This window comes from Citrobacter sp. BDA59-3, assembly GCF_015167655.1.
In the GTDB taxonomy this organism is placed as follows: Bacteria; Pseudomonadota; Gammaproteobacteria; order Enterobacterales; family Enterobacteriaceae; genus Phytobacter; species Phytobacter diazotrophicus.
On sequence record NZ_CP063427.1, the window covers coordinates 1028232 to 1046975 of the forward strand.

General features: G+C 54.0%; 17 protein-coding genes. 4 read left to right on the top strand and 13 right to left on the bottom strand.

Features of this window, described 5'->3' with window-relative positions:
- Positions 1–200: 200 nt before the first annotated feature.
- Genes IP582_RS04765 through IP582_RS04785 form a run of 5 tightly spaced genes read right to left on the bottom strand, consistent with a single transcriptional unit; the run spans position 201 to position 4769 of the window.
- A complete protein-coding gene (locus IP582_RS04765; RefSeq protein WP_041852598.1) occupies positions 201–896 on the bottom strand; it encodes an ABC transporter ATP-binding protein in 696 nt (231 codons plus the stop codon).
- Positions 889–1671, bottom strand: a complete 783-nt coding sequence (locus IP582_RS04770) for an ABC transporter ATP-binding protein (protein WP_193795225.1) — start codon at positions 1669–1671, stop codon at positions 889–891. Before IP582_RS04770 ends, IP582_RS04765 begins: the two co-directional genes overlap by 8 nt.
- Positions 1658–2707, bottom strand: a complete 1050-nt coding sequence (locus IP582_RS04775) for a branched-chain amino acid ABC transporter permease (RefSeq protein ID WP_193795226.1) — start codon at positions 2705–2707, stop codon at positions 1658–1660. The genes IP582_RS04770 and IP582_RS04775 overlap by 14 nt, the downstream gene beginning before the upstream one ends.
- Positions 2707–3606: a branched-chain amino acid ABC transporter permease gene (locus tag IP582_RS04780; RefSeq protein ID WP_041852595.1), complete on the bottom strand. Its 900-nt coding sequence runs from the start codon at positions 3604–3606 to the stop codon at positions 2707–2709. Before IP582_RS04780 ends, IP582_RS04775 begins: the two co-directional genes overlap by 1 nt.
- 26 nt (positions 3607–3632) lie before the next feature.
- On the bottom strand, positions 3633–4769 hold the full coding sequence (locus tag IP582_RS04785) for an ABC transporter substrate-binding protein (protein WP_041852594.1): 1137 nt from the start codon (positions 4767–4769) through the stop codon (positions 3633–3635).
- Positions 4770–5421: 652 nt separating this feature from the next.
- Here IP582_RS04785 and dgcN point away from each other — a divergent pair.
- From dgcN to IP582_RS04800, 3 genes are read left to right on the top strand one after another with little or no spacing between them, the layout of a single operon-like run.
- Positions 5422–6423 (top strand): N-acetyltransferase DgcN, encoded by a 1002-nt coding sequence (gene dgcN, locus IP582_RS04790; protein ID WP_071195882.1) that lies wholly within the window; start codon positions 5422–5424, stop codon positions 6421–6423.
- Positions 6423–7400: an N-acetyl-D-Glu racemase DgcA gene (gene dgcA, locus IP582_RS04795; RefSeq protein ID WP_193795227.1), complete on the top strand. Its 978-nt coding sequence runs from the start codon at positions 6423–6425 to the stop codon at positions 7398–7400. Before dgcN ends, dgcA begins: the two co-directional genes overlap by 1 nt.
- A 26-nt stretch (positions 7401–7426) precedes the next feature.
- Positions 7427–8275, top strand: coding sequence for a D-amino-acid transaminase (locus IP582_RS04800; RefSeq protein ID WP_193795228.1), 849 nt, complete (start codon positions 7427–7429; stop codon positions 8273–8275).
- 123 nt (positions 8276–8398) lie between these two features.
- On the opposite strand, the gene IP582_RS04805 is transcribed toward IP582_RS04800, so the two are convergent.
- The gene (locus IP582_RS04805) at positions 8399–9232 is read right to left on the bottom strand and encodes a glycosyltransferase family 8 protein (RefSeq protein WP_041852590.1); all 834 of its coding nucleotides are present in this window, start codon (positions 9230–9232) and stop codon (positions 8399–8401) included.
- Positions 9229–10611, bottom strand: a complete 1383-nt coding sequence (locus IP582_RS04810; RefSeq protein WP_193795229.1) for a D-arabinono-1,4-lactone oxidase — start codon at positions 10609–10611, stop codon at positions 9229–9231. Before IP582_RS04810 ends, IP582_RS04805 begins: the two co-directional genes overlap by 4 nt.
- A 432-nt stretch (positions 10612–11043) precedes the next feature.
- On the opposite strand from IP582_RS04810, the gene IP582_RS04815 reads away from it, so the two are divergent.
- Positions 11044–12072 carry a LacI family DNA-binding transcriptional regulator gene (locus tag IP582_RS04815; protein WP_193795230.1) on the top strand — a complete coding sequence of 343 codons (1029 nt, stop codon included), beginning with the start codon at positions 11044–11046 and terminating at the stop codon, positions 12070–12072.
- Positions 12073–12140: 68 nt separating this feature from the next.
- Here the strand turns inward: IP582_RS04815 and IP582_RS04820 are convergent, their stop codons facing one another.
- The 6 genes from IP582_RS04820 to IP582_RS04845 form a co-directional block, all read right to left on the bottom strand.
- Entirely contained in the window at positions 12141–12905 is a 765-nt protein-coding gene (locus IP582_RS04820) for an HpcH/HpaI aldolase/citrate lyase family protein (protein WP_041852588.1), read from the bottom strand.
- A gap of 29 nt (positions 12906–12934) precedes the next feature.
- A complete protein-coding gene (locus tag IP582_RS04825) occupies positions 12935–13813 on the bottom strand; it encodes a 2-keto-4-pentenoate hydratase (RefSeq protein WP_228007941.1) in 879 nt (292 codons plus the stop codon).
- Positions 13758–14717, bottom strand: coding sequence for a D-2-hydroxyacid dehydrogenase (locus IP582_RS04830; RefSeq protein ID WP_193795231.1), 960 nt, complete (start codon positions 14715–14717; stop codon positions 13758–13760). The genes IP582_RS04825 and IP582_RS04830 overlap by 56 nt, the downstream gene beginning before the upstream one ends.
- Before the next feature lie 73 nt (positions 14718–14790).
- Positions 14791–16101, bottom strand: coding sequence for a tricarballylate/proton symporter TcuC (tcuC, locus tag IP582_RS04835; RefSeq protein WP_193795232.1), 1311 nt, complete (start codon positions 16099–16101; stop codon positions 14791–14793).
- A 131-nt stretch (positions 16102–16232) separates the two neighbouring features.
- A complete protein-coding gene (eno, locus tag IP582_RS04840; RefSeq protein ID WP_193795233.1) occupies positions 16233–17504 on the bottom strand; it encodes a phosphopyruvate hydratase in 1272 nt (423 codons plus the stop codon).
- Positions 17501–18529 (bottom strand): phosphotransferase family protein, encoded by a 1029-nt coding sequence (locus tag IP582_RS04845; protein ID WP_193795234.1) that lies wholly within the window; start codon positions 18527–18529, stop codon positions 17501–17503. Before IP582_RS04845 ends, eno begins: the two co-directional genes overlap by 4 nt.
- Between the last annotated feature and the right edge of the window lie 215 nt (positions 18530–18744).

The window sequence follows — 18744 nt, forward strand, 5'->3', positions numbered from 1 at the left end:
AAGATGAATGAATTTGCGTCAATATACGTTCTATTTCCCGGAGGGAAAACTACTAATATTTCGACTCATCATGCGGAAAACTGAGGGTTTTTTGCGCGGGATGGCCGCAGCAATCACCGCTGAAAGGTAAGGTTATATAGACCCGTGATCGTGGCGAGGTAGCCCGGACAAGGCGTTGCGCCATCATCCGGGCACCAGGTTTATCCCCCCAGATACATCTTTTTCACTTCCGGGTTTGCGAGCACGTCCTTTGCCTCGCCGGAAAGCACAATCTTGCCGTTTTCCAGCACATAGGCCCGGTCGGCAATCCGCAGGGCCGCCGTGGCGTTTTGCTCCACCAACAAGATGGTGATGTTCTCCTCACGCAACTGGCGAATGGTGGCAAATAACTCACCCACCACTTTTGGCGCAAGGCCCAGGCTCGGCTCATCAAGCATCAATAACACCGGCTCGCTCATCAAGGCGCGGGCGATGGCGAGCATCTGCTGCTCACCGCCGCTCATCGTGCCTGCCATCTGTTTACGGCGCTCTTTCAGGCGCGGAAAGAGGCTGTACATTCTGTCGCGCAGACGGGTGAAATTCGCCAGATTGTTATACGCCCCCATGCGAAGGTTCTCTTCGATGGTCAGGTTGGTGAAAATTTTTCGCCCTTCCGGTACCAGCGCCAGCCCTTTACGGACGATGTGGTGCGTCTGACTGCGGGAGATATCCTCATTGAGAAAATTGACCGTTCCGCTGGAGCGCACCATATTGACGATACCGTTTAGCGTCGAGGTTTTCCCCGCGCCGTTGCTGCCAATCAGGGTCACAATTTCCCGGTCGTTAATCTCAATATCAATGCCTTTCAGCCCCTGAATAACGCCATAAAACACTTTCAGTTCACGGGCGCTAAGCATAATTTACGTCCCCCAGGTAGGCGGAGATCACCTCCGGATGTTGAATTGCGTCGGCCATCAGTCCGCTGAATAACGGTTTGCCATATTCCAGCACCATGACGCGTTCACACAGGGCGTTCACGAACGGCATATCATGCTCAATTAACAACACGCTGAGCTGGTAATCCTTACGCATACGGAAAATCAGGCTTGCCAGATCTTCTGTCTCTTTGGGGTTCATCCCGGCGGCGGGCTCATCCAGCAACAGCAGTTTTGGCCCGGTCGCCAGCGCGCGGGCAATCTCCACTTTGCGCTGGTTGCCATAGCTCAGATTGGTGGCCTGCATGTTGGCGTATTCGGCGATACCGATATAGTCCAGTAGCGCCATCGCCTTTGCCCGGGCGGCACGTTCGGCAGGGAAATAGCGGCCAATGTGCAGCGCGGCTTCCAGCAGTGAATAGTGGCTGCTGTGATCCAGCCCGACCATCACATTTTCCAGTACGGTCATCGAGTTAAACAGACGGATGTTCTGGAAGGTGCGGGCAATCCCTGCGTTCACCACCTTGTTTGGTTTTAAGCCCTTGACCGATTTGCCCGCCAGTAGCACGTTGCCGCTGGTCGGCTTGTAGTTGGCCGTGATGACGTTAAACAGGGTAGTTTTCCCGGCGCCGTTGGGGCCAATCAGGCCAAAGATTTCGGCTTCATCAACGTGAAAACTGACATTATCAATCGCCCGCAGGCCGCCGAACTGCATGACGACCTCCTGCACTTCGAGAATCGCGTTATTTGACATCATGACGGCGTCTCCCGAAGCGGACTTGCCACACTTCTTTTTTGCCCAACAGACCTTCACGGGCGAATAACATAATGATCAGCAGCAGCAGTGAGAACACCACCATACGCAGCCCCGGATAAGAGCCCAGATCGTGGCCGAACAGCGACAGCGGCTGGTCGAGGAAACGCAGCCATTCGCCGCTGCCCACAACCACGATGGTGCCGAGCAGTGCGCCCGTGGTGCTGCCCAGACCGCCGAGCACGATAATGATCAACAACTGGAAGGTCAGCATAAAGTCGAACAATCCCGGCGCGATGGTGGTCAGCAGCGAGGCCAGCAACCCACCGCCAATGCCTTCGAAAAAGGCGCTGGTGGCAAAGGCACAGGTTTTGATACGAAAGGTATTCACCCCCATGGCGATGGCGGCGTCTTCGTCATCGCGGATCGCCTTCATCATGCGGCCATACTTCGACCACACCAGTTGCAGGATCATCCCCGATGCCGCCAGGGCGAACAGCCCGCACCAGAACAGCAGATGGGGCTGCTGAGGAATATCATTAAGCCCAATGGCGCCGTTGGTGATCTGCGGGTTATTAATAGCGAGAATCTTGATAATAAAGCCAAAACCCAGGGTCACAATCGCCAGATAGTCGCCGCGTACGCGAAACACAGGGAACGCCAGGCAGACCGCCAGGAAAGCGGCGCATAGTCCGCTTATCAACAGCGCCGGTAAGAAACTGGTGTGTAACATCAGGATAAACGGGCTGGGCGCGGCCATCTCGAACATCTCGATTTTGCTCTCGCCAGAGAGAATAAACAGCGCGGTAACATAGGCACCCACGGCGACAAATCCGTTGGGCTCCAGTGACAACTGTCCGGTGACGCCGTTAATCAGGTTGTAGCTCACCGCCAGGATCATAAAGACAAATACGGTGCTGACTACCCGAATAATGTAATCGTTGAAAACCAGATTCATCCCGGCCAGCAGCGCAATGGCGAGAACAATAATGACCAGGTTACGCCCCTGAGCGCCGAGAGTGGTTGAAGCGTTAAACATTAGAAGCGGCTCCTTTCCAGACGTTCGTCACCCATAATGCCCACCGGGCGGAACAACAAGACCAGAATCAAAAACATAAAGGCGAAGGCGTCTTTGTAACCCCCCAGTTCGGGGTACAGCGCGACAGCGACCACTTCGGTGAAGCCAAGAATAAACCCGCCCAGCACCGCGCCGGTGACGCTACCAATGCCACCGAGCACGGCGGCGGCAAACGCTTTCAGGCCAATCAGTACACCCATCAACGGATCGATAGTCGGGTAGCTGATGGAGTAAAAGACACCGCCCAGCGCGGCGAGACTGCTGCCCAGGGCGAACACCAGCGAGATAATGCGGTTCGCATCAATACCCATCAGGCGCACGGTATTGACGTCAAACGCCACCGCGCGGATCGCCATCCCGTAGCGGGTGCGGTAGAGCAGCCAGAGGATCGCCAGCAGCAGAAGCACGGTGATCAGCGGCACGACCCACGCCACGTTAGTGATGATGATGTGACCAAAAGTCAGGGTGTTGTTGAACCAGTCCGGCGCAGAAAAGAAACGCGAGCTGCCGCCGAAGAGGACGTTAAACAAGTTTTCCAGGAAGAAGCTGACGCCAATGGCGGTGATCAGCATGGAGATTTTTGATGCCTGGCGCAGGGGGCGATAAGCCACCCGGTCGATAAACATTCCCAACAGGCCGCAAAGCCCGAGTGTCAGTAAAATGGCTACCCAGAAGGGCAGCCCAATGGAAGAAAAAAGAAACAGGGTCGCAAATGCGCCGACCATCATGACATCCGCATGCGCGAAGTTGATCAGGCGCAGGACCCCATACACCATGGTATAGCCAATGGCGATCAGGGCGTACATGCCGCCCAGACTCATGCCATTGACGACCTGCTGGAGAAAAATGGTGCCATCCATCTCGTTTAATAACCTCTTATTACTGCTTACGGATTCACCACAGTTTTGAATGCCAGTTGACCATCTTTCACTTCGTTAATCACCGCGCTACGAATGGCGTCGCCGTCTTTCAGAGTCAACGTACCGGTTACACCCTGGAAGTCTTTGGTCGCGCGGATTTTCTCGTTAACGCAGACGCGATCGTGCGGATCGCTACACTGGTTCATCGCGTTGACGATCACGTTATAGGCATCGGCTGCCATTGCGCCCCAGGTATGGGTTGGCGATTTGAATTTCTCTTCCCAGCCTTTAATAAAGGTTTCGCCTGCCGGAGTCTGCTCTTTGGCGTTCGGTGAGTAGTAGTCGGTGGTCATGTACCCGTTCACCGCATCTTTGCCCACATCAAAGAACACCGGATCCGCCGCCAGACCATCGCCGCCAACAACCGGTTTGTTTAAGCCTAACTGTTTTGCCTGCACGGCAATCAGTGCGCCTTCGGTGTAGTAGATCGGCATGTAGATCATGTCGACGTTTTTGGCTTTCACGCTGGAAAGCTGCGCTTTAAAGTCTTTGCTGCCCGCAGGTGCCTGGACTTCAATAGGAATGGTGCCGCCATTTTTCAGGAACTGGGCGCGGAAGGCTTTGGCCAGGCCAACGGAGTAGTCGTTGCTGCTGTCAAAGACGATAGCCGCCGTTTTCGCATTCAGATCGCGTGAGGCCAGATTGGCACCCACTACGCCCTGGAAGCTGTCGGAGAAACAGACGCGGCTGACATACGGGTGGTTACGGGTGACGCGGTCGTTGGTTGCGGTAGAGGAGACCAGCGGAGTTTTGCTGTCGTCGGCAATTTTGACCATTGCCAGCGTGTTACCGGAGGTGACTTCACCGATCACCGCGTCGACTTTGTCGCTGGAGACCAGGCGCTGCATGGCGTTCGCGGCTTCAACTTTGTCACTTTTATCGTCAATGACGATAAGCTTGACGGTGTCGCCGTTTTTCAGGGTCGGGGTGATGCTCTGAATCAGTTCCAGGCCTTTCTGTGAAGGTTGACCATATCCGCTGAGCGGCCCGCTCAGGGGTAATACCACACCGATTTTAATCTCTGCCGCCAGTGCGCTGTGCGCCCCAGCCAGGCCGGAAATCAGTACTGCCATTAAAGAGACTTTCCCACAAAAACTCTTCATTGTTACCTCACCGTCCGTCAGTTAATTGTGAATGTTGAAGCATCAAATACCGCGTAACACTGAATACTGATGCGCCTGGCACCACGCGGTCGCGTCGTCTGGAATGCGCTGCATGTCGTACTGACTTCTTCCGTAAGCGCGAGCCTGATATTTCCGTTAGAAACGAAAGCCGGAAGAAAGGAATATTAATTAATGGCCAGGCATTTTGATTTTCCAGAGATATTTCTGGCGACAATTTCCATCAATAACGGATTCACCTTACATCCATTAATTGGATTTTTCTCATCCATTCTTCTTATAGATTTATCGTGCGTAATAGCACTGTTTTGGATCGCTAAAATAGTGCATTGCGCTTTATTGGTGCGTGAATAGTGATGAGATCACATTATGATAAATATTTTTATTGCCTGGCTGATGGGAGGGGGGGGATTTAAAGATTAATATTTTCACAAGTGTTTTCTGGATTTCTTTTATCAGAATAAAACACTGCTTATTTGCAATAAACATGGTAAATAAAGCCTGCAATGGCGACAGTTGACAATAATAAAACCCTTGTTATTCTGCATAAATAGTCAGCCTTTATTTAATTTTTTTTAGAAATGTTATTTCTGCGTTAATTTATTTTTCAGTCTTATCCTGAGGGGGATAAATAATGAATATCCAAAAGCCCTATCTGCTTTTTCTTGGTGATGCGCATGACCAACTGGCAGCAAAAGTTGCCGATGGGATTAAACAATGGCACCCGGAATATTGCGTGGGTCAGTACCGTATGGCGAATTGCCATGCCGATTGCCAATTAACGGATATGGATATTGATGCTGCGGTTAAGGCGGGGGCAAAAACACTGGTGGTGGGTGTGGCTAACCGTGGCGGTATTATTTCAAAAGAGTGGATTTCAGTACTGAGCGCGGCGCTGGAAAAGGGAATGGATTTAGCGGCAGGCCTGCATAATAAACTGGCCGATGTTCCTGAGTTAAAAGCGCTGGCCGACCGGCTGGGTCGCAATCTGTTTGATGTTCGCCATCCGACGCAGCAATACCCGGTTGCCAGCGGGCGCAAACGCAGCGGTAAACGCGTACTGCCGGTGGGCACTGACTGCTCTTGCGGCAAAATGTATACCGCGCTGGCTATTGAAAAAGAGATCCTGGCGCGCGGCGGCAAAGCCACATTTCGCGCCACCGGGCAAACCGGCATTCTGATTAGCGGGGCGGGCGTGAGCGTTGACGCGGTGGTCTCCGATTTTGTCTCCGGCGCGGTGGAAACGCTCGCCCCGGCGAACGAGGCCGATCACTGGGATATTATTGAAGGGCAGGGGTCACTGTTTCATCCCTCTTTCGCGGGCGTGACGACTGGCCTGATTCATGGCGCGCAGCCGGATGCGCTGGTGTTGTGTCACGAACCGACCCGCACCCATATGCGCGGCGTGGATTATCCGATTCCGGACATCGCTGACTGTATGGCGCTGAACCTGAAAATGGCGCAACTGACCAACCCGGATGCCCGTTTCGTGGGGATCTCTTTGAATACTTCCGCCCTGAGCGATGCTGATGCGCGGGCGCTGATGGCTGAACTGGAAGCACGTCACGGACTGCCGGTTGTGGATCCGTTCCGTCAGGGCGTTGGCGCGATTGTTGATACGCTGGCGGCACTGTAATGGAACTGACCATCGCCCATGAACGCTGGCCATTGCGCCATGCGTTCACCATCGCCAGGGGGAGTCGAACCGTGGCCGATGTGGTGAGTGTCACCCTCCAGTTGCAGGGATTTACCGGACGCGGCGAATGTCTGCCTTATGCGCGTTATGGCGAATCGGTTGAGAGCGTCATGGCACAAATCGAGCGTCTGCGCCCCGCGCTGGCGGCGGGTATGACGCGTATGCAGTTGCAAAGCGCGCTGCCTGCGGGGGCGGCGCGTAATGCGCTGGACTGCGCGTTCTGGGATCTGGAGTGTAAGTCGTCCGGGCAGAGTGTCTGGCAGCGGGCCGCATTGCCCGCACCACACAGTTTGCATACCGCGTACACCTTATCCCTTGATACCCCGGCGCGCATGCAGCAGATGGCGCAGGAAAACGCCTGGCGTCCGCTGCTTAAACTCAAGCTTGCCGATGATGAGGACATTGCCCGGGTCAGCGCCGTGCGGGAAGGGGCGCCGCAGGCCAGACTGATTGTGGATGCCAACGAAGGCTGGGATGAGACGATCTATCTGCGTCAGGCTCCCGAACTGGCGCGCCTTGGCGTCACGCTTATTGAGCAGCCGCTCCCGGCAGGCAAAGATGCGGTGCTGGCTCAGTTGCCGCATCCGGTGCCGCTGTGTGCCGATGAATCCTGCCACGATCTTGGCTCGCTTGGCGCTATTGCCGGGTGCTACGAGATGGTGAATATCAAGCTGGATAAAACCGGCGGATTAACCGAGGCGCTACGCGTGCGGGAAGAGGCCATGCGCCTTGGCCTGCAGATCATGGTGGGTTGCATGGTCAGCACATCGTTATCGATGGCGCCCGCTGTGGTGGTGGCGCAGCAGGCGAGCGTGGTCGATCTCGACGGGCCGCTATTGCTCGCCGAAGATCGTGAAGACGGGTTGCGTTACGACGGCAGTGAACTTTTTCCCCCGACCCCGGCGTTATGGGGTTAGTGGCGTAATGATGTAAGGAGATGGACATGTCACGCACGGTGTACCTCAACGGGGAGTATGTGCCGGAAGAAGAGGCCAAAATTTCCGTTTTTGATCGTGGTTTTTTATTTGCCGACGCAGTGTATGAAGTTACGGCGGTGGTGAACGGCAAGCTGGTGGACTTTGCCGGCCATGTTGCGCGGCTCGCGCGATCTTGTCGTGAGCTGGGCTTACCTCTGACGCTTTCGCAAGACGATCTGCGCGAGATTCATCAACGCCTGATCGCAGAGAATGGGCTCACGGAAGGAGGGATCTATCTGCAACTGACGCGCGGTAACAGTGGCGATCGCGATTTTCATTTTCCATCGGCGCAGACGCCGACCACGCTGGTGTTGTTTACCCAGGCGCGTGCGGTTGTGGACCATCCTGCTGCCAGTAAGGGCATCCGTGTGGTGACCTGCCCGGATATTCGCTGGCAGCGGCGGGATATTAAAACCGTGCAGTTGCTGGCGCCGTGTCTGGCAAAAGCCTGGGCCGAGGCCAACGGCGCGGATGATGCGTTTTTGGTGGAAGATGGCTTTATTACCGAAGGCAGCTCTTGTAACTGTTATATCGTGACGGCGGATAAAACCATCGTTACGCGGCCGTTGAGCAATAATATTTTGCACGGCATTACCCGTAAGGCGTTGTTCCGTCTGGGTGAGGAGCACGGCATCACCTTTGAAGAGCGGTTATTTACGCCGCAAGAGGCACGCCAGGCGAGCGAAGTGTTTATCAGTTCCGCCACCACCTTTGTCTGGTCGGTGGTGAGTGTGGACGGCCAACAAATCGGCGACGGTAAGCCTGGCGAGATAACGAAGCTGTTGCGCAGCATTTACCTCGAGATGGTGGGGTAACGTTTTCCCGGATGCGGCGCAAACGCCTTATCCGGGCTACGATTTGTAGCCCCGGTAAGCGCAGCGCCACCGGGGATTTTTCCTGAATGTGCTCTGGTGAGGGGAGCAGACCACACACCCCCCCTAATGCGGATAAAACTCCCACCACAGGCGGTGCAACGCGTACCACTTATCGTCCGGCTCGGGGAACTTCTCCCAGGGTTTATCAATGATGTAATGCACATTCTTCACCCGGCTGAAATCCCACATCTTCGGGTGCTGCAACGCCAGCGTCTTTAACGCGTTATAACCATAGTGCAGCGGCACCCAGCGATCGCGGAAAACATCGTTGAGAAAATCCTGCTCGGCAAACACGTAATCGGAGATATCCGCCATGGCGGCCAGTTGCGTCACCATCCTGTCGTACACATCTTTATCCGGCGTCAACAGCAGAAAACCGCCATTAAGATAGTTATCCAGAGTCGCCGGTGGATGCGCCGTCATCTGCGGATCTTCACACCAACTGTAATAGCAGTTTTCAGGCTGCCAGCTTTCCGGGTAGCTGGCGATACGGTTGGGATTACAGCGGCACGCGTGGCAGGCGGCAATAAAGCCCGCCTGTAGCGGTAACTCGAACACTTCATCCATGTTCTGTACCACCAGCATATCGGCGTCGAGAAACGCCACGCGCTGATACTCCTCAAGTGTCCATACCGCCAGTTTGCTCCACACCTCGGCAAAACGGGCATTAGCGTAGCGGTGTGCCAGCGCGGGATCGGGGCCAAGAATCGGCACCTCCCGAACCACACATCCGGCATCGCTCAACGACCTGCGTGTCGCGGCCTCAATACCAGGCGTCACCATCACCACCAGCGGCCACGGTGAACCGCTTTTTTGCAGCGAGTGGCGCAATGCCTCCACGCCCGGTACGTAGCCGGGCTGAGTGAGCAACGTCACCCAGGCGAATGCGGCGCTCATGAGAACAGCTCCGCCATAAAGTCATTGAGGAATTTACCCTGCGGATCGAGCGCCTGGCGCACCTCCTTGAAAGCAGGTAACTGTGGGTAAAGCGCGGGCCAGTCATACAGGCTGGCATCGAAATATTTCCCCCAGTGGGGCTTCCCACCCTCGCTTGCCAAAAGCGTCTCCACCGCGCGCAAAAAGGCCAGCCCCTCTTCGGAGAGTGAACCATCCTCGGCGTAATAGACCACAAAACCGAAGAAACAGGTGGGCTGCTGCCAGGATGGGCTCATCCAGGCACCCGATGGCCCGGTACAGCGCAAAATGATCGGGTAGTGCATATGAGGTTGTTCACGGGTGTGCCACTCGCGGATCCGCGTGATAAGCGCGGGGGCGCGGTCCATCGGTACGCCAATCTCAATATTGATCTGCGGCGTGGCGATGCCGCGACAGAAGACCTGATAGACATCGCCAATCACGTCGGAGAAATCTTTAAAGCGCGTCACAGTACGAAACGGCTTACCGTTTTCATCCACGATACGGGTGTCGTTGCGCATATTTTGCAGGGTGTTTTCCACCGCGACATTCATCTGATCACTGGTCTCTTCCAGCGTCAGCAGGTCACCATGGTTATCCCGCCAGGCCTGACGCTCATCGTCATGCGCTTCACGGGCATTCCAGGCGTGGACTTTGTTTTCATCTACAAACCACCAGGCCTTGCTGAATGTCCATTGCTGATTCCAGGCCACCAGATCTTCTTCGAGCGTATCGGCACTATGCGCGCTTTTAAAACAGGTAAACTGCGTGTAAGGACGCGTGCGTAGCGTAACGGCGCTGATGGCGCCCAGCGTTCCCAGCCCCAACTGTGCCGCCGCAAACCAGGGATGCTGGTCATACAGCGTATGAATCTGGCCCGCTGCATCAATAAGCCGGATAGCAAGCGCCTCATCCGCCAGCGAGCTTTGCTGCATACCCTGACCGTGCGTGCCGGTCGAGATCGCGCCCGCCAGCGTCTGCGAGGCAATCACCCCCGGCGAGGCGTGGAGCATACGGTTCATGGCGGTCAGCACTTCATAAACCTCATGCAGCGGAGTACCACCGGCAAAGGTGACGCTATCGTCGCTCACCGCCAGCAGGCCTCGCAGACGGGAGAGATCAATCAGGATATCCTGCGGCTGGGTTATCGCGAGCATCCTGCCCGGAGACATGCGACTGCCCATGATGCGTACCCGCCCCTGACAACTGGCAATCGCCTGCTGCAACTGCGCTTCGGTTTCTGGCGTGATAACCGCGCGTTCCTGTGCCAGCGTGGCGTTTTGCGCCCAGTTTAAAACAGCGTGCTCGTCTGCAACGGGATGCGTCTGGCGGCGTGGGAAAAGCGGTTGCCGGTTGGTCATTGGCGTCTCCTTAGAATGAAATTTGTCCTCCCTAACAGCATAGCCTGTCATCTAAAAGTGTGAGGAATGTCTCGTTTGTTCTTGTAAAAGATCGGTACGACGGGCAGGAGAGGCGCACAGGGAAGGGGGCGTTTCGGGGGATTAAATATCATTTTTCATTATCAATAATAATAATCCTTAATTTTTTCTTAATAAGAAAACGATTCTTAAGGCAAGTTAAAATATTTATAAGTTTGCACTATGTCTAATTAATTCAGGCAGATGTTAGTATGGTAAAACGATAGTGCCAGATATAAGAATCTGTTATTATGGCTTATGCACAATATTCTTGATGCATTTTCACAGCGAAAAACTGTAGGGATTATAATTTAATCTCCGGCTTTCTGAATTGATGACGGGAAATCCGCGCCAGGACGACATTAAGGTGATGCAGTGACAATAAAAAAATTGGCTGCAATATTGGGCTTATCTCATACCACGGTATCACGTGCTTTAAACGATCATCCCGCCATTAGCCAGGCCACCAAAGACAGTGTGCTACAGGCTGCCAGAGAGTATGGTTATATTCCCAATAGCGCCGCGCGCGCGCTGCGTAATGCCAGTACCGGCGCATTTGGTCTGGTGATCCCGGATATTCAGAACGATTTTTTTATTACCGTCACCAATGCCATCGCGCATGTCGCCGCCGAGCGCTCCTGGCAGATGATGCTGGGCATTACCAGCGACAAGCCGGAGATGGAACATGCCGCGCTGTTGCGCTTAATGACCGCCCGTGTGGACGGCATTATTTTCGCCCCAACCGCCAACCCCCTTGCAGAAACGCAAGAGCTGATTACCCGTACGAATGCCGTCCAGCTACTGCGCAAACATCGCAGCCTGCAGGCGCCGGTTATCGCCATAGACGATCGCCACGGCATTTCGCTGGCGGTAAAACATCTGCGAGAACTGGGCCACCAGCGTATCGGTTATATTGGTTCCTCCGAAGAGTTGAGCACTGGCTATGAACGTTTACAGGGCTTTCTGCAATGTTTCACCCCGGCAGAACAGACGGCGCTCCAGGCGCTTATTCATGTCGGTCCGCCGCAGGCCGAGTTTGGCGGTGAGGCTTTCAGGCGCGTGATGGCCGCAGAGGTGCCGCCTACCGCCCTGGTGCTCGGTAGCCCACGTTATGCCATGAGCATCTTACTGGCCGCGAAAGAGAAAAATATCCGTATCCCGGACGACCTTTCGCTGGTGGCTTATGGCGATGTCTCCTGGGCCAGCCTGCTGGAGATGAAACTGACCTATATTTCGCTGCCGGAAAAACAGATTGCTGACGCCTGTGTTGCCATCATTGATCGCCTGATGAATCAGGAGCAGACGCTTGCTCCGGAGGCCTTTTACGCTTCCACCGATAGCCAGATCTTTACCCCGCAACTGGTGACCGGCGACTCCACAAAAGTGATTCGCCCCCGTCGCTAAAAGAAAAAACCGGATGAGGCTGCCGCGCGCATCCGGAAAAGAAACACCAAAACAAGTACTTCGGGAAACTATCTGAATTTCGCCAGCAGTTGCTCCGCGCCTTTGGTCAACAGCCCCTGGTCAGAACCAATGGCAATCATCTGGAAACCCAGCTCGATATAACGGCGGGTTTGCGCTTCATCCGTACAGAGAATGCCGACGGCTTTTCCAGCCGCTTTGATACGTCGGCCGGTCTCTTCAATCACTTTAATGACCTCAGGGTGCATCGGCTGACCAATGTAGCCGAGGCTGGCCGCGAGATCGCCGGGGCCGATAAAGAAGGCGTCAACGCCATCAATGGCCGCCATCGCCTCGATATTTTCCAGCGCGAGGGTGGTTTCCGGCATCACGATGAGACAAATTTCTTCCTCGCAGGTGGTGGCGTAGTTTTTTATCCGCCCAAAGCCGGAGGCACGCGGCGCGCCACAGTAGCCGCGCACGCCATGAGGTGGATAACGCACGGCGGAGACCAGCGCTTTTGCCTGTTCGACGGTATCTACCTGCGGCACCATCAGGGTATTTACCCCCGCATCCAGATAACGCTTAATCAGCGAAATATCGTGGTTGGGGATGCGTACGATGGGCTGAGTCGGTCCGCCAGCCGCGCAGGCCTGCAACTGCGAGTAAATTTCGATGTATTCACTCGGGCCATGTTCCGCATCCAGTCCAATAAAGTCATAACCGCAGCCGGAGAGGATCTCAGCGGCGATATAACTGCCCAGTTGAGTCCAGAGACCGAGCTGTACGCTGTTGTTTTTAATGGCATGCTTGAAATGATTTTTTTGCAGTTCCATAACGGCTCCTTTAAGCCTGCAAGACTTCCTTAGTCGGCAAAGCGGGTGCTGATGAGCCCCACGCCAGTGATTTCTGCATCAAACGCATCCCCCGGTCTGGCGGATACCGCCGGACCGATAGCGCCGGTGATAACAAACTCCCCGGCGCGCAGCGGTTTACCGATACGCACCAGGTCATCCGCCAGCCATTTCAGCGCATGTAGCGGGTGGCCGAGAATGGCGGTCGCTTTGCCCTGTGAGACCACTTCACCCGCGCGCCTGGTGACCATTTCGCTGCGTGTGATGTCGCAGTCGGAGAGGGAGACCGGCCTGGTACCCAGTACCACCAGACATGCGGCGGCGTTGTCTGCAATAAAATCACAGGACTTCACGTTCCAGCCGGTGACGCGGCTGTCGCAGATTTCAAACGCCGGAAGGAGGTAATCGACGGCGTCGATGATGTCGAGAATGGTGTGTTCGGTTTGCGTCAGGTCTTTTTTCAGGACGACGGCAATCTCGGTTTCCACGCGCAGATCGCTGACGACCGGTTTAGTGATTTCCGCACCGTCGATCAGCACCATGTCGGCGTAGATATTGCCGTAACAGGGGTCTGAAATACCGAACTGCTTCTGCACGGCTTTGTTGGTTAAACCCAGTTTACGCCCGACCAGACGGCGGCCCTGCGCCTGCCAGATTTTGTCGTTGTAATCCTGAATCATGTACGCAGTCGTCAGGTTTTCACTGTCGACCAGCTCGCGAATCGGATCGCCCGCTTCGTTGTTATCCCAGGCCTGGCGCAGCAAGTCTGCCGCTTTGATAATGTTGTTTTCCATTGTTCTTGCTCTAGTTATCTCTTTGATTTGTAGGGTGATATCAGTCACCAACGCGGTTTTGCGGTTGTCCGGCCAGATACGCTTTGACGTTATCAACGGTGGTCGCCAGAATGCGTCCGCGCGCTTCAACCGAGGCCCAGGCAATGTGTGGGGTAATAATGCAATTCTTCGCCGTTAACATTGGGTTTTCAGGCACCGGCGGTTCTTTGGAGAGGACATCGACAGCGGCACCGGCAATCACGCCGTTATTGAGCGCATCGGCAAGGTCAGCTTCGTTAACCAGATCGCCGCGCGAGGCGTTAAGCAGCAGGGCGGATCTCTTCATTTTGCGCAGGGATTGTGCGTTGATCATGCCCTGTGTTTTGGGCGTCAGTAAGCAGTGCAGGCTAATCACATCGGCTTCGGCGTAAAGGGTATCGAGATCGACATAGCGGACGCGGTCGTTTTCCAGCGCTTTGTTCTGGTATTCGTCATAAGCCAGTACATTCATACCCAGCGCCTGCGCCACGGCGCCGAACGCCTGACCAATACGGCCATAGCCGATAATACCCACGTTTTTGCCCGCCACTTCGAGCATCGGTTTCAGCCAGTAGCAGAAATCCGGTTTTTTCCCCCAACCACCGGCGTGGACATCGCTGTCGTGCAGACCAACCTGGTTACAGAGTTCCAGCATCAGCGCAGTTGTAAATTGTGCGACGGTAGAGGTGCCGTATGACGGGACATTGGAGACCGTCACGCCGTGGGCTTTTGCCGCTGCGAGGTCAATAACGTTATAACCGGTCGCCGTAACGCCAATAAATTTCAGCTTAGGACACTGGCTAAATTCTTTTTCGCTTAATACGACTTTGTTGATAATCGCTATTTCCGCATCGCCAATTCGTTCCACCACTTCTTCCGGGGCCGAGTTGTCATAAACGGATATTTCTCCCAGTTGCGAAAGCGCATCCCACGACAGATCGCCAGGATTAAGTACGCCACCATCTAAAATAACAATTTTCATACGTTACCTTTTCCAGTTTATTTTCAGCAGTACACCAACTTAATCGATGTACTGCTGTTTGGTCAGCAATTAATTAATGTAATTCTTTGGTCTGATTAATGGCTGTTTGTTTATGGTCGAGGGTTAATACGGCCAGCAAACTTAATACGGCGTTAAATCCAAGCCAGACACCCACCATCGCATTACTGTTAAAGGTGTGGTTAAGCCAGGTACAAATTGCCGGCGTCAGGCCACCCAGTACGGCGGCGGCAACCGCCTGAGCAAAAGAGTAACCCGCCGTACGGGCATGTGCCGGTACCAGTTCGACCATCGCGGCAACCTGAACGGAGCTGTAGCAGGCATACATAAAAGAGAACCACAGTTCAAAAACGACAAATTTAAACACCGTCGGGTCGGCTGCCAGCCAGGAGAGCATCGGCCATGCGGTGAGCGCACCGGTTAGCGTCACCACGATAAGCATCGTTTTTCTGTTGACCCGGTCAGCGATCATCGCCGTGATCGGCAGCCAGAACAGGATCGACAGGCCAACAAAGAACAGCGTGATAAAGCCAACGTTCTCACCGAGGTTCAGGCTTTTGATAAAGGTGGGGGCATAAGTGGTGACTGTTTGCGCGGTGACGGTTGCCATCGCCACCATCCCCATGCAGACCACAATGGTGCGCCAGCCGGTCACCAGGCTTGTGCAAATCTCTTTTACGGTCGGTGTGGTTTTCTTCTTCGCGAAAACTTCCGTCTCTTGCAGATTTGAACGCAGCCAGAACATCAGCGGGATAACCGCGCAGCCAATCAACAACGGAACGCGCCAGCCCCAGTCGTGCAGATCTTCGGTGGACATGTTGTAGAGCAGCACCAGGCCGATAATAGACGCTGCCATGACCGCAAACTGCTGAGAGCCCACCTGCCAGCAGGTATAGAACGCACGCCGGTTCGGCGGCGATATCTCTGCCAGATACACAACCACGCCACCCAGTTCCGCGCCGGCCGAGAAACCTTGTAGCAAGCGACCAAGAATGACGATGATCGGTGCGGCGATACCAATGGCGGCATAGGTCGGTGTCATGGCGACGCACAAAATACCGATGGACATCAGGGTCAGGGCCATAATTAACCCTTTTCGACGGCCATGACGATCGGTGTAAGCCCCCAGAATAATGGCCCCGAACGGACGGGCGAAGAAGCCTAAAGCGAATGTCATCAGGGTGAGCATTAATGACACGTATTCATTATCAGACGGAAAATAAGCCTGCGAAATATAACGCGCATAATAGCCATAGACCATAAAGTCATATATTTCGAGGGCGTTTCCGGCACCCACCTGAACAATGGGTTTGATCTGCATTTTCTTTTTGGCTGCAGGCAATGCCTCGCCGCTGTAATCGGTCATTTGAATCTCCTGAAATTATATATCGACAATTTGGAAAAACTCATACAACCAGAACAGACATCGAAAATTCAGGTCAATGCGTAGGGCCCGGAGATAACGCCTGTTCAGCTAATCGGAATAAAATTAAAAAATTATTTATGATCTAATGCGGCGATGCCGAAAAATCCCAGAGCATTGGCCTCTTCCAGCCGAATGGCTTCATTCCATTTTGATGTACGCTCTGAGCGGGTCATTGAGCCCACTTTTAATTGCCCGGCATTCAAACCTAATGCGAGGTGGACAATAATATTGTCTTCGGTTTCACCTGAGCGCGCTGAAACAATCGAGCCGTATCCTGCTTTTTGCGCTTCGGAAAATGCATGACGTAATTGGGTAATGGTGCCAGCCTGGTTGGCTTTTAATAATACGGCGTTACAGGCTCCTATTTCCGCCGCTGCTTTTACGCGCTCGCCATTTGTCACGAAATAATCATCACCGACAATTTGCACCCGAGAACCTGCGGCGTTCGTAAAGGCGATAAGGCCTTGTTCATCATCTTCTGCCAGCGGGTCTTCAATAGAGAGAATCGGATACCGATCCAACCAGCCGAGCAATAATTCACACATGCCGTCTGAGTCATATTCCGTGGCTTCCAGCGCCAGGCGGTAACGGCCCTCTTTGCCAAACTCAGACGAGGCGATATCCAGTGCGATAGAGACATCCTGGCCCGGTACATAGCCTGCGCTTTCAATCGCTTTTACCAGCGTGTCCAGCGCCTGTTCATTGCTGCTGAACTCTGGCCACCAGCCGCCTTCATCCGCCACGCCGCTTAAATGGCCGCGCTGTTTCATGATGCGCCCCGCGCTGTGATACACCTCAGCGGTCATCACCAGCGCTTCTTCAAAAGATTTCGCCCCGTTAGCGATAACCATCAAATCCTGAATATCGATACGCCGCCCGGCGTGCGCACCGCCGCCGAAAATCTGAATTTGCGGCAGCGGCATCGCCACTTTCCGATCGCCTGCCAGATACTTCCACAGCGGCAGGTGGGCATTGTTAGCCGCCGCATAGATAGCCGCCATGGAGCAGGCGACCGAGGCATTGCCCCCCAGACGGGAGAACGTGCCCGTGCCGTCCAGTTCAATCAGAATGCTGTCGATAAGTTTCTGATCGTTGATATCCGTGCCGATAAGCGCCGGGGCAATTTCATGTTGAATGTTATGCAGCGCTTTTTGCACATCTTTGCCGGAAAGAACACTGCCGCCATCGCGCAGTTCCACCGCTTCGTGCATCCCGCATGAGGCCCCGGCGGGTGCCATGCCGCGACCAAAAAGACCATTTTCCAGATGCACTTCAACCTCAACTGTCGGCCAGCCCCGGGAATCCCACACGCGACGGCCAATCACATTTTTAATACGACTCATAACCCGTTCTCCTTGCGCCAGAATGATGTAATGTCTTTCAACTGCGTAAATTGACGTTCCAGTAATGCGCAACTTGCGCGACGTACGTTATTCGCATGCCTGCCCTGGAGATATTCCGCCGGTGATTTGCCGTCGACGCGGGCCAGAATTAAACAGGGCAGCAGTGTTGCGACACGGGCTTCGTATTCCCCGACAGGTTCCCAGGTGATGTGGTGAAAATAGCTTTGGGACATTGCATCAAAGGCGAGCATGAGTTTTTGCTGTGTCTCCTGCGACCCGGCAATCACCGTTTTCAGCAAGAAATGATTTAAGCAAAATGCTAAATCGAATGCCGGGTCGCCATACCATGCGCATTCCGCATCGAGAATGACCGGGCCATGTGGGCCGCGTAAGATGTTTTTCGGGCTAATATCACCGTGCACCAGTGCCAGTCTGGTGGATTGTGTTCTGTGTAATACCGTCAAAATAAAATCAGCATAGTGCGGGTGAATGCGGGCGATTTCCCCAAGATAGGGATCCAGACGCAGCGAAAAGAAGTTGTCGTCATAGGCGAAGATTTTTGCCAGCGCTTCGCTTTTCGCCGTGTTCTGATGAATTTCACCTAATATGCTGCCTGTCTGCGCGGCAAAACCGATATCGATTTCCCCGCTTAACAGTTGTGATTTCCAGTTATGAAATTGCTCTGCGGGCAGATAATCCATCACAAAACAGAGCGCGTTACGGTCGATGCCTGTGATATGGGGAACCGAGTGCGGCGCAATACCGGCGACGGTTTGCATCCAGTCTATTTCGGCAAAGACACGTTCAAGCGGTGCATGCCACTCTTTGGCGACTTTCAATTTTGGCAGTGCCTGTTTCAGGCAAAACTGCCGTTCCCCGGTGCTGACTTTTAAAATGTTGGAAGAGACGCCGCCCGTGAGTGGGCTGACGTGCAGGGCCTCTTCTGCTTCGAGGAGGCCCATCGTTTGCAATACATCACGTATTGCATCCTGATCTATCGACAGATCTTTGAAACACGTTTCCATTCATCACCCGTAATTGATGTATTTACGTAACTGTTTCTGATGAGTAAAAAGCAGCAGACAAACGTTCCCCTGCGACTGAATTAGCCGTGACGCAACGACGTTAATTATTTACAGAAAAAGGGTATCTATCATGGCGAAAAGAATATGCCTTGATAAATGCTTACCGTCCCGAATTTAGCTTTTTAAACATACTGTATTTATTTATGCACACGTGT

Excerpts from the sequence above, each read along its gene's own strand:
- IP582_RS04810 (WP_193795229.1), bottom strand. The coding sequence starts at position 10,611 with ATGACCAACCGGCAACCGCTTTTCCCACGCCGCCAGACGCATCCCGTT.
- IP582_RS04820 (WP_041852588.1), bottom strand. The coding sequence starts at position 12,905 with ATGGAACTGCAAAAAAATCATTTCAAGCATGCCATTAAAAACAACAGC.
- IP582_RS04770 (WP_193795225.1), bottom strand. The coding sequence starts at position 1,671 with ATGATGTCAAATAACGCGATTCTCGAAGTGCAGGAGGTCGTCATGCAG.
- IP582_RS04845 (WP_193795234.1), bottom strand. The coding sequence starts at position 18,529 with ATGGAAACGTGTTTCAAAGATCTGTCGATAGATCAGGATGCAATACGT.
- dgcN (WP_071195882.1), top strand. The coding sequence starts at position 5,422 with ATGAATATCCAAAAGCCCTATCTGCTTTTTCTTGGTGATGCGCATGAC.
- IP582_RS04800 (WP_193795228.1), top strand. The coding sequence starts at position 7,427 with ATGTCACGCACGGTGTACCTCAACGGGGAGTATGTGCCGGAAGAAGAG.
- dgcA (WP_193795227.1), top strand. The coding sequence starts at position 6,423 with ATGGAACTGACCATCGCCCATGAACGCTGGCCATTGCGCCATGCGTTC.
- eno (WP_193795233.1), bottom strand. The coding sequence starts at position 17,504 with ATGAGTCGTATTAAAAATGTGATTGGCCGTCGCGTGTGGGATTCCCGG.
- IP582_RS04830 (WP_193795231.1), bottom strand. The coding sequence starts at position 14,717 with ATGAAAATTGTTATTTTAGATGGTGGCGTACTTAATCCTGGCGATCTG.
- IP582_RS04805 (WP_041852590.1), bottom strand. The coding sequence starts at position 9,232 with ATGAGCGCCGCATTCGCCTGGGTGACGTTGCTCACTCAGCCCGGCTAC.
- IP582_RS04775 (WP_193795226.1), bottom strand. The coding sequence starts at position 2,707 with ATGTTTAACGCTTCAACCACTCTCGGCGCTCAGGGGCGTAACCTGGTC.
- IP582_RS04780 (WP_041852595.1), bottom strand. The coding sequence starts at position 3,606 with ATGGATGGCACCATTTTTCTCCAGCAGGTCGTCAATGGCATGAGTCTG.
- tcuC (WP_193795232.1), bottom strand. The coding sequence starts at position 16,101 with ATGACCGATTACAGCGGCGAGGCATTGCCTGCAGCCAAAAAGAAAATG.
- IP582_RS04765 (WP_041852598.1), bottom strand. The coding sequence starts at position 896 with ATGCTTAGCGCCCGTGAACTGAAAGTGTTTTATGGCGTTATTCAGGGG.
- IP582_RS04785 (WP_041852594.1), bottom strand. The coding sequence starts at position 4,769 with ATGAAGAGTTTTTGTGGGAAAGTCTCTTTAATGGCAGTACTGATTTCC.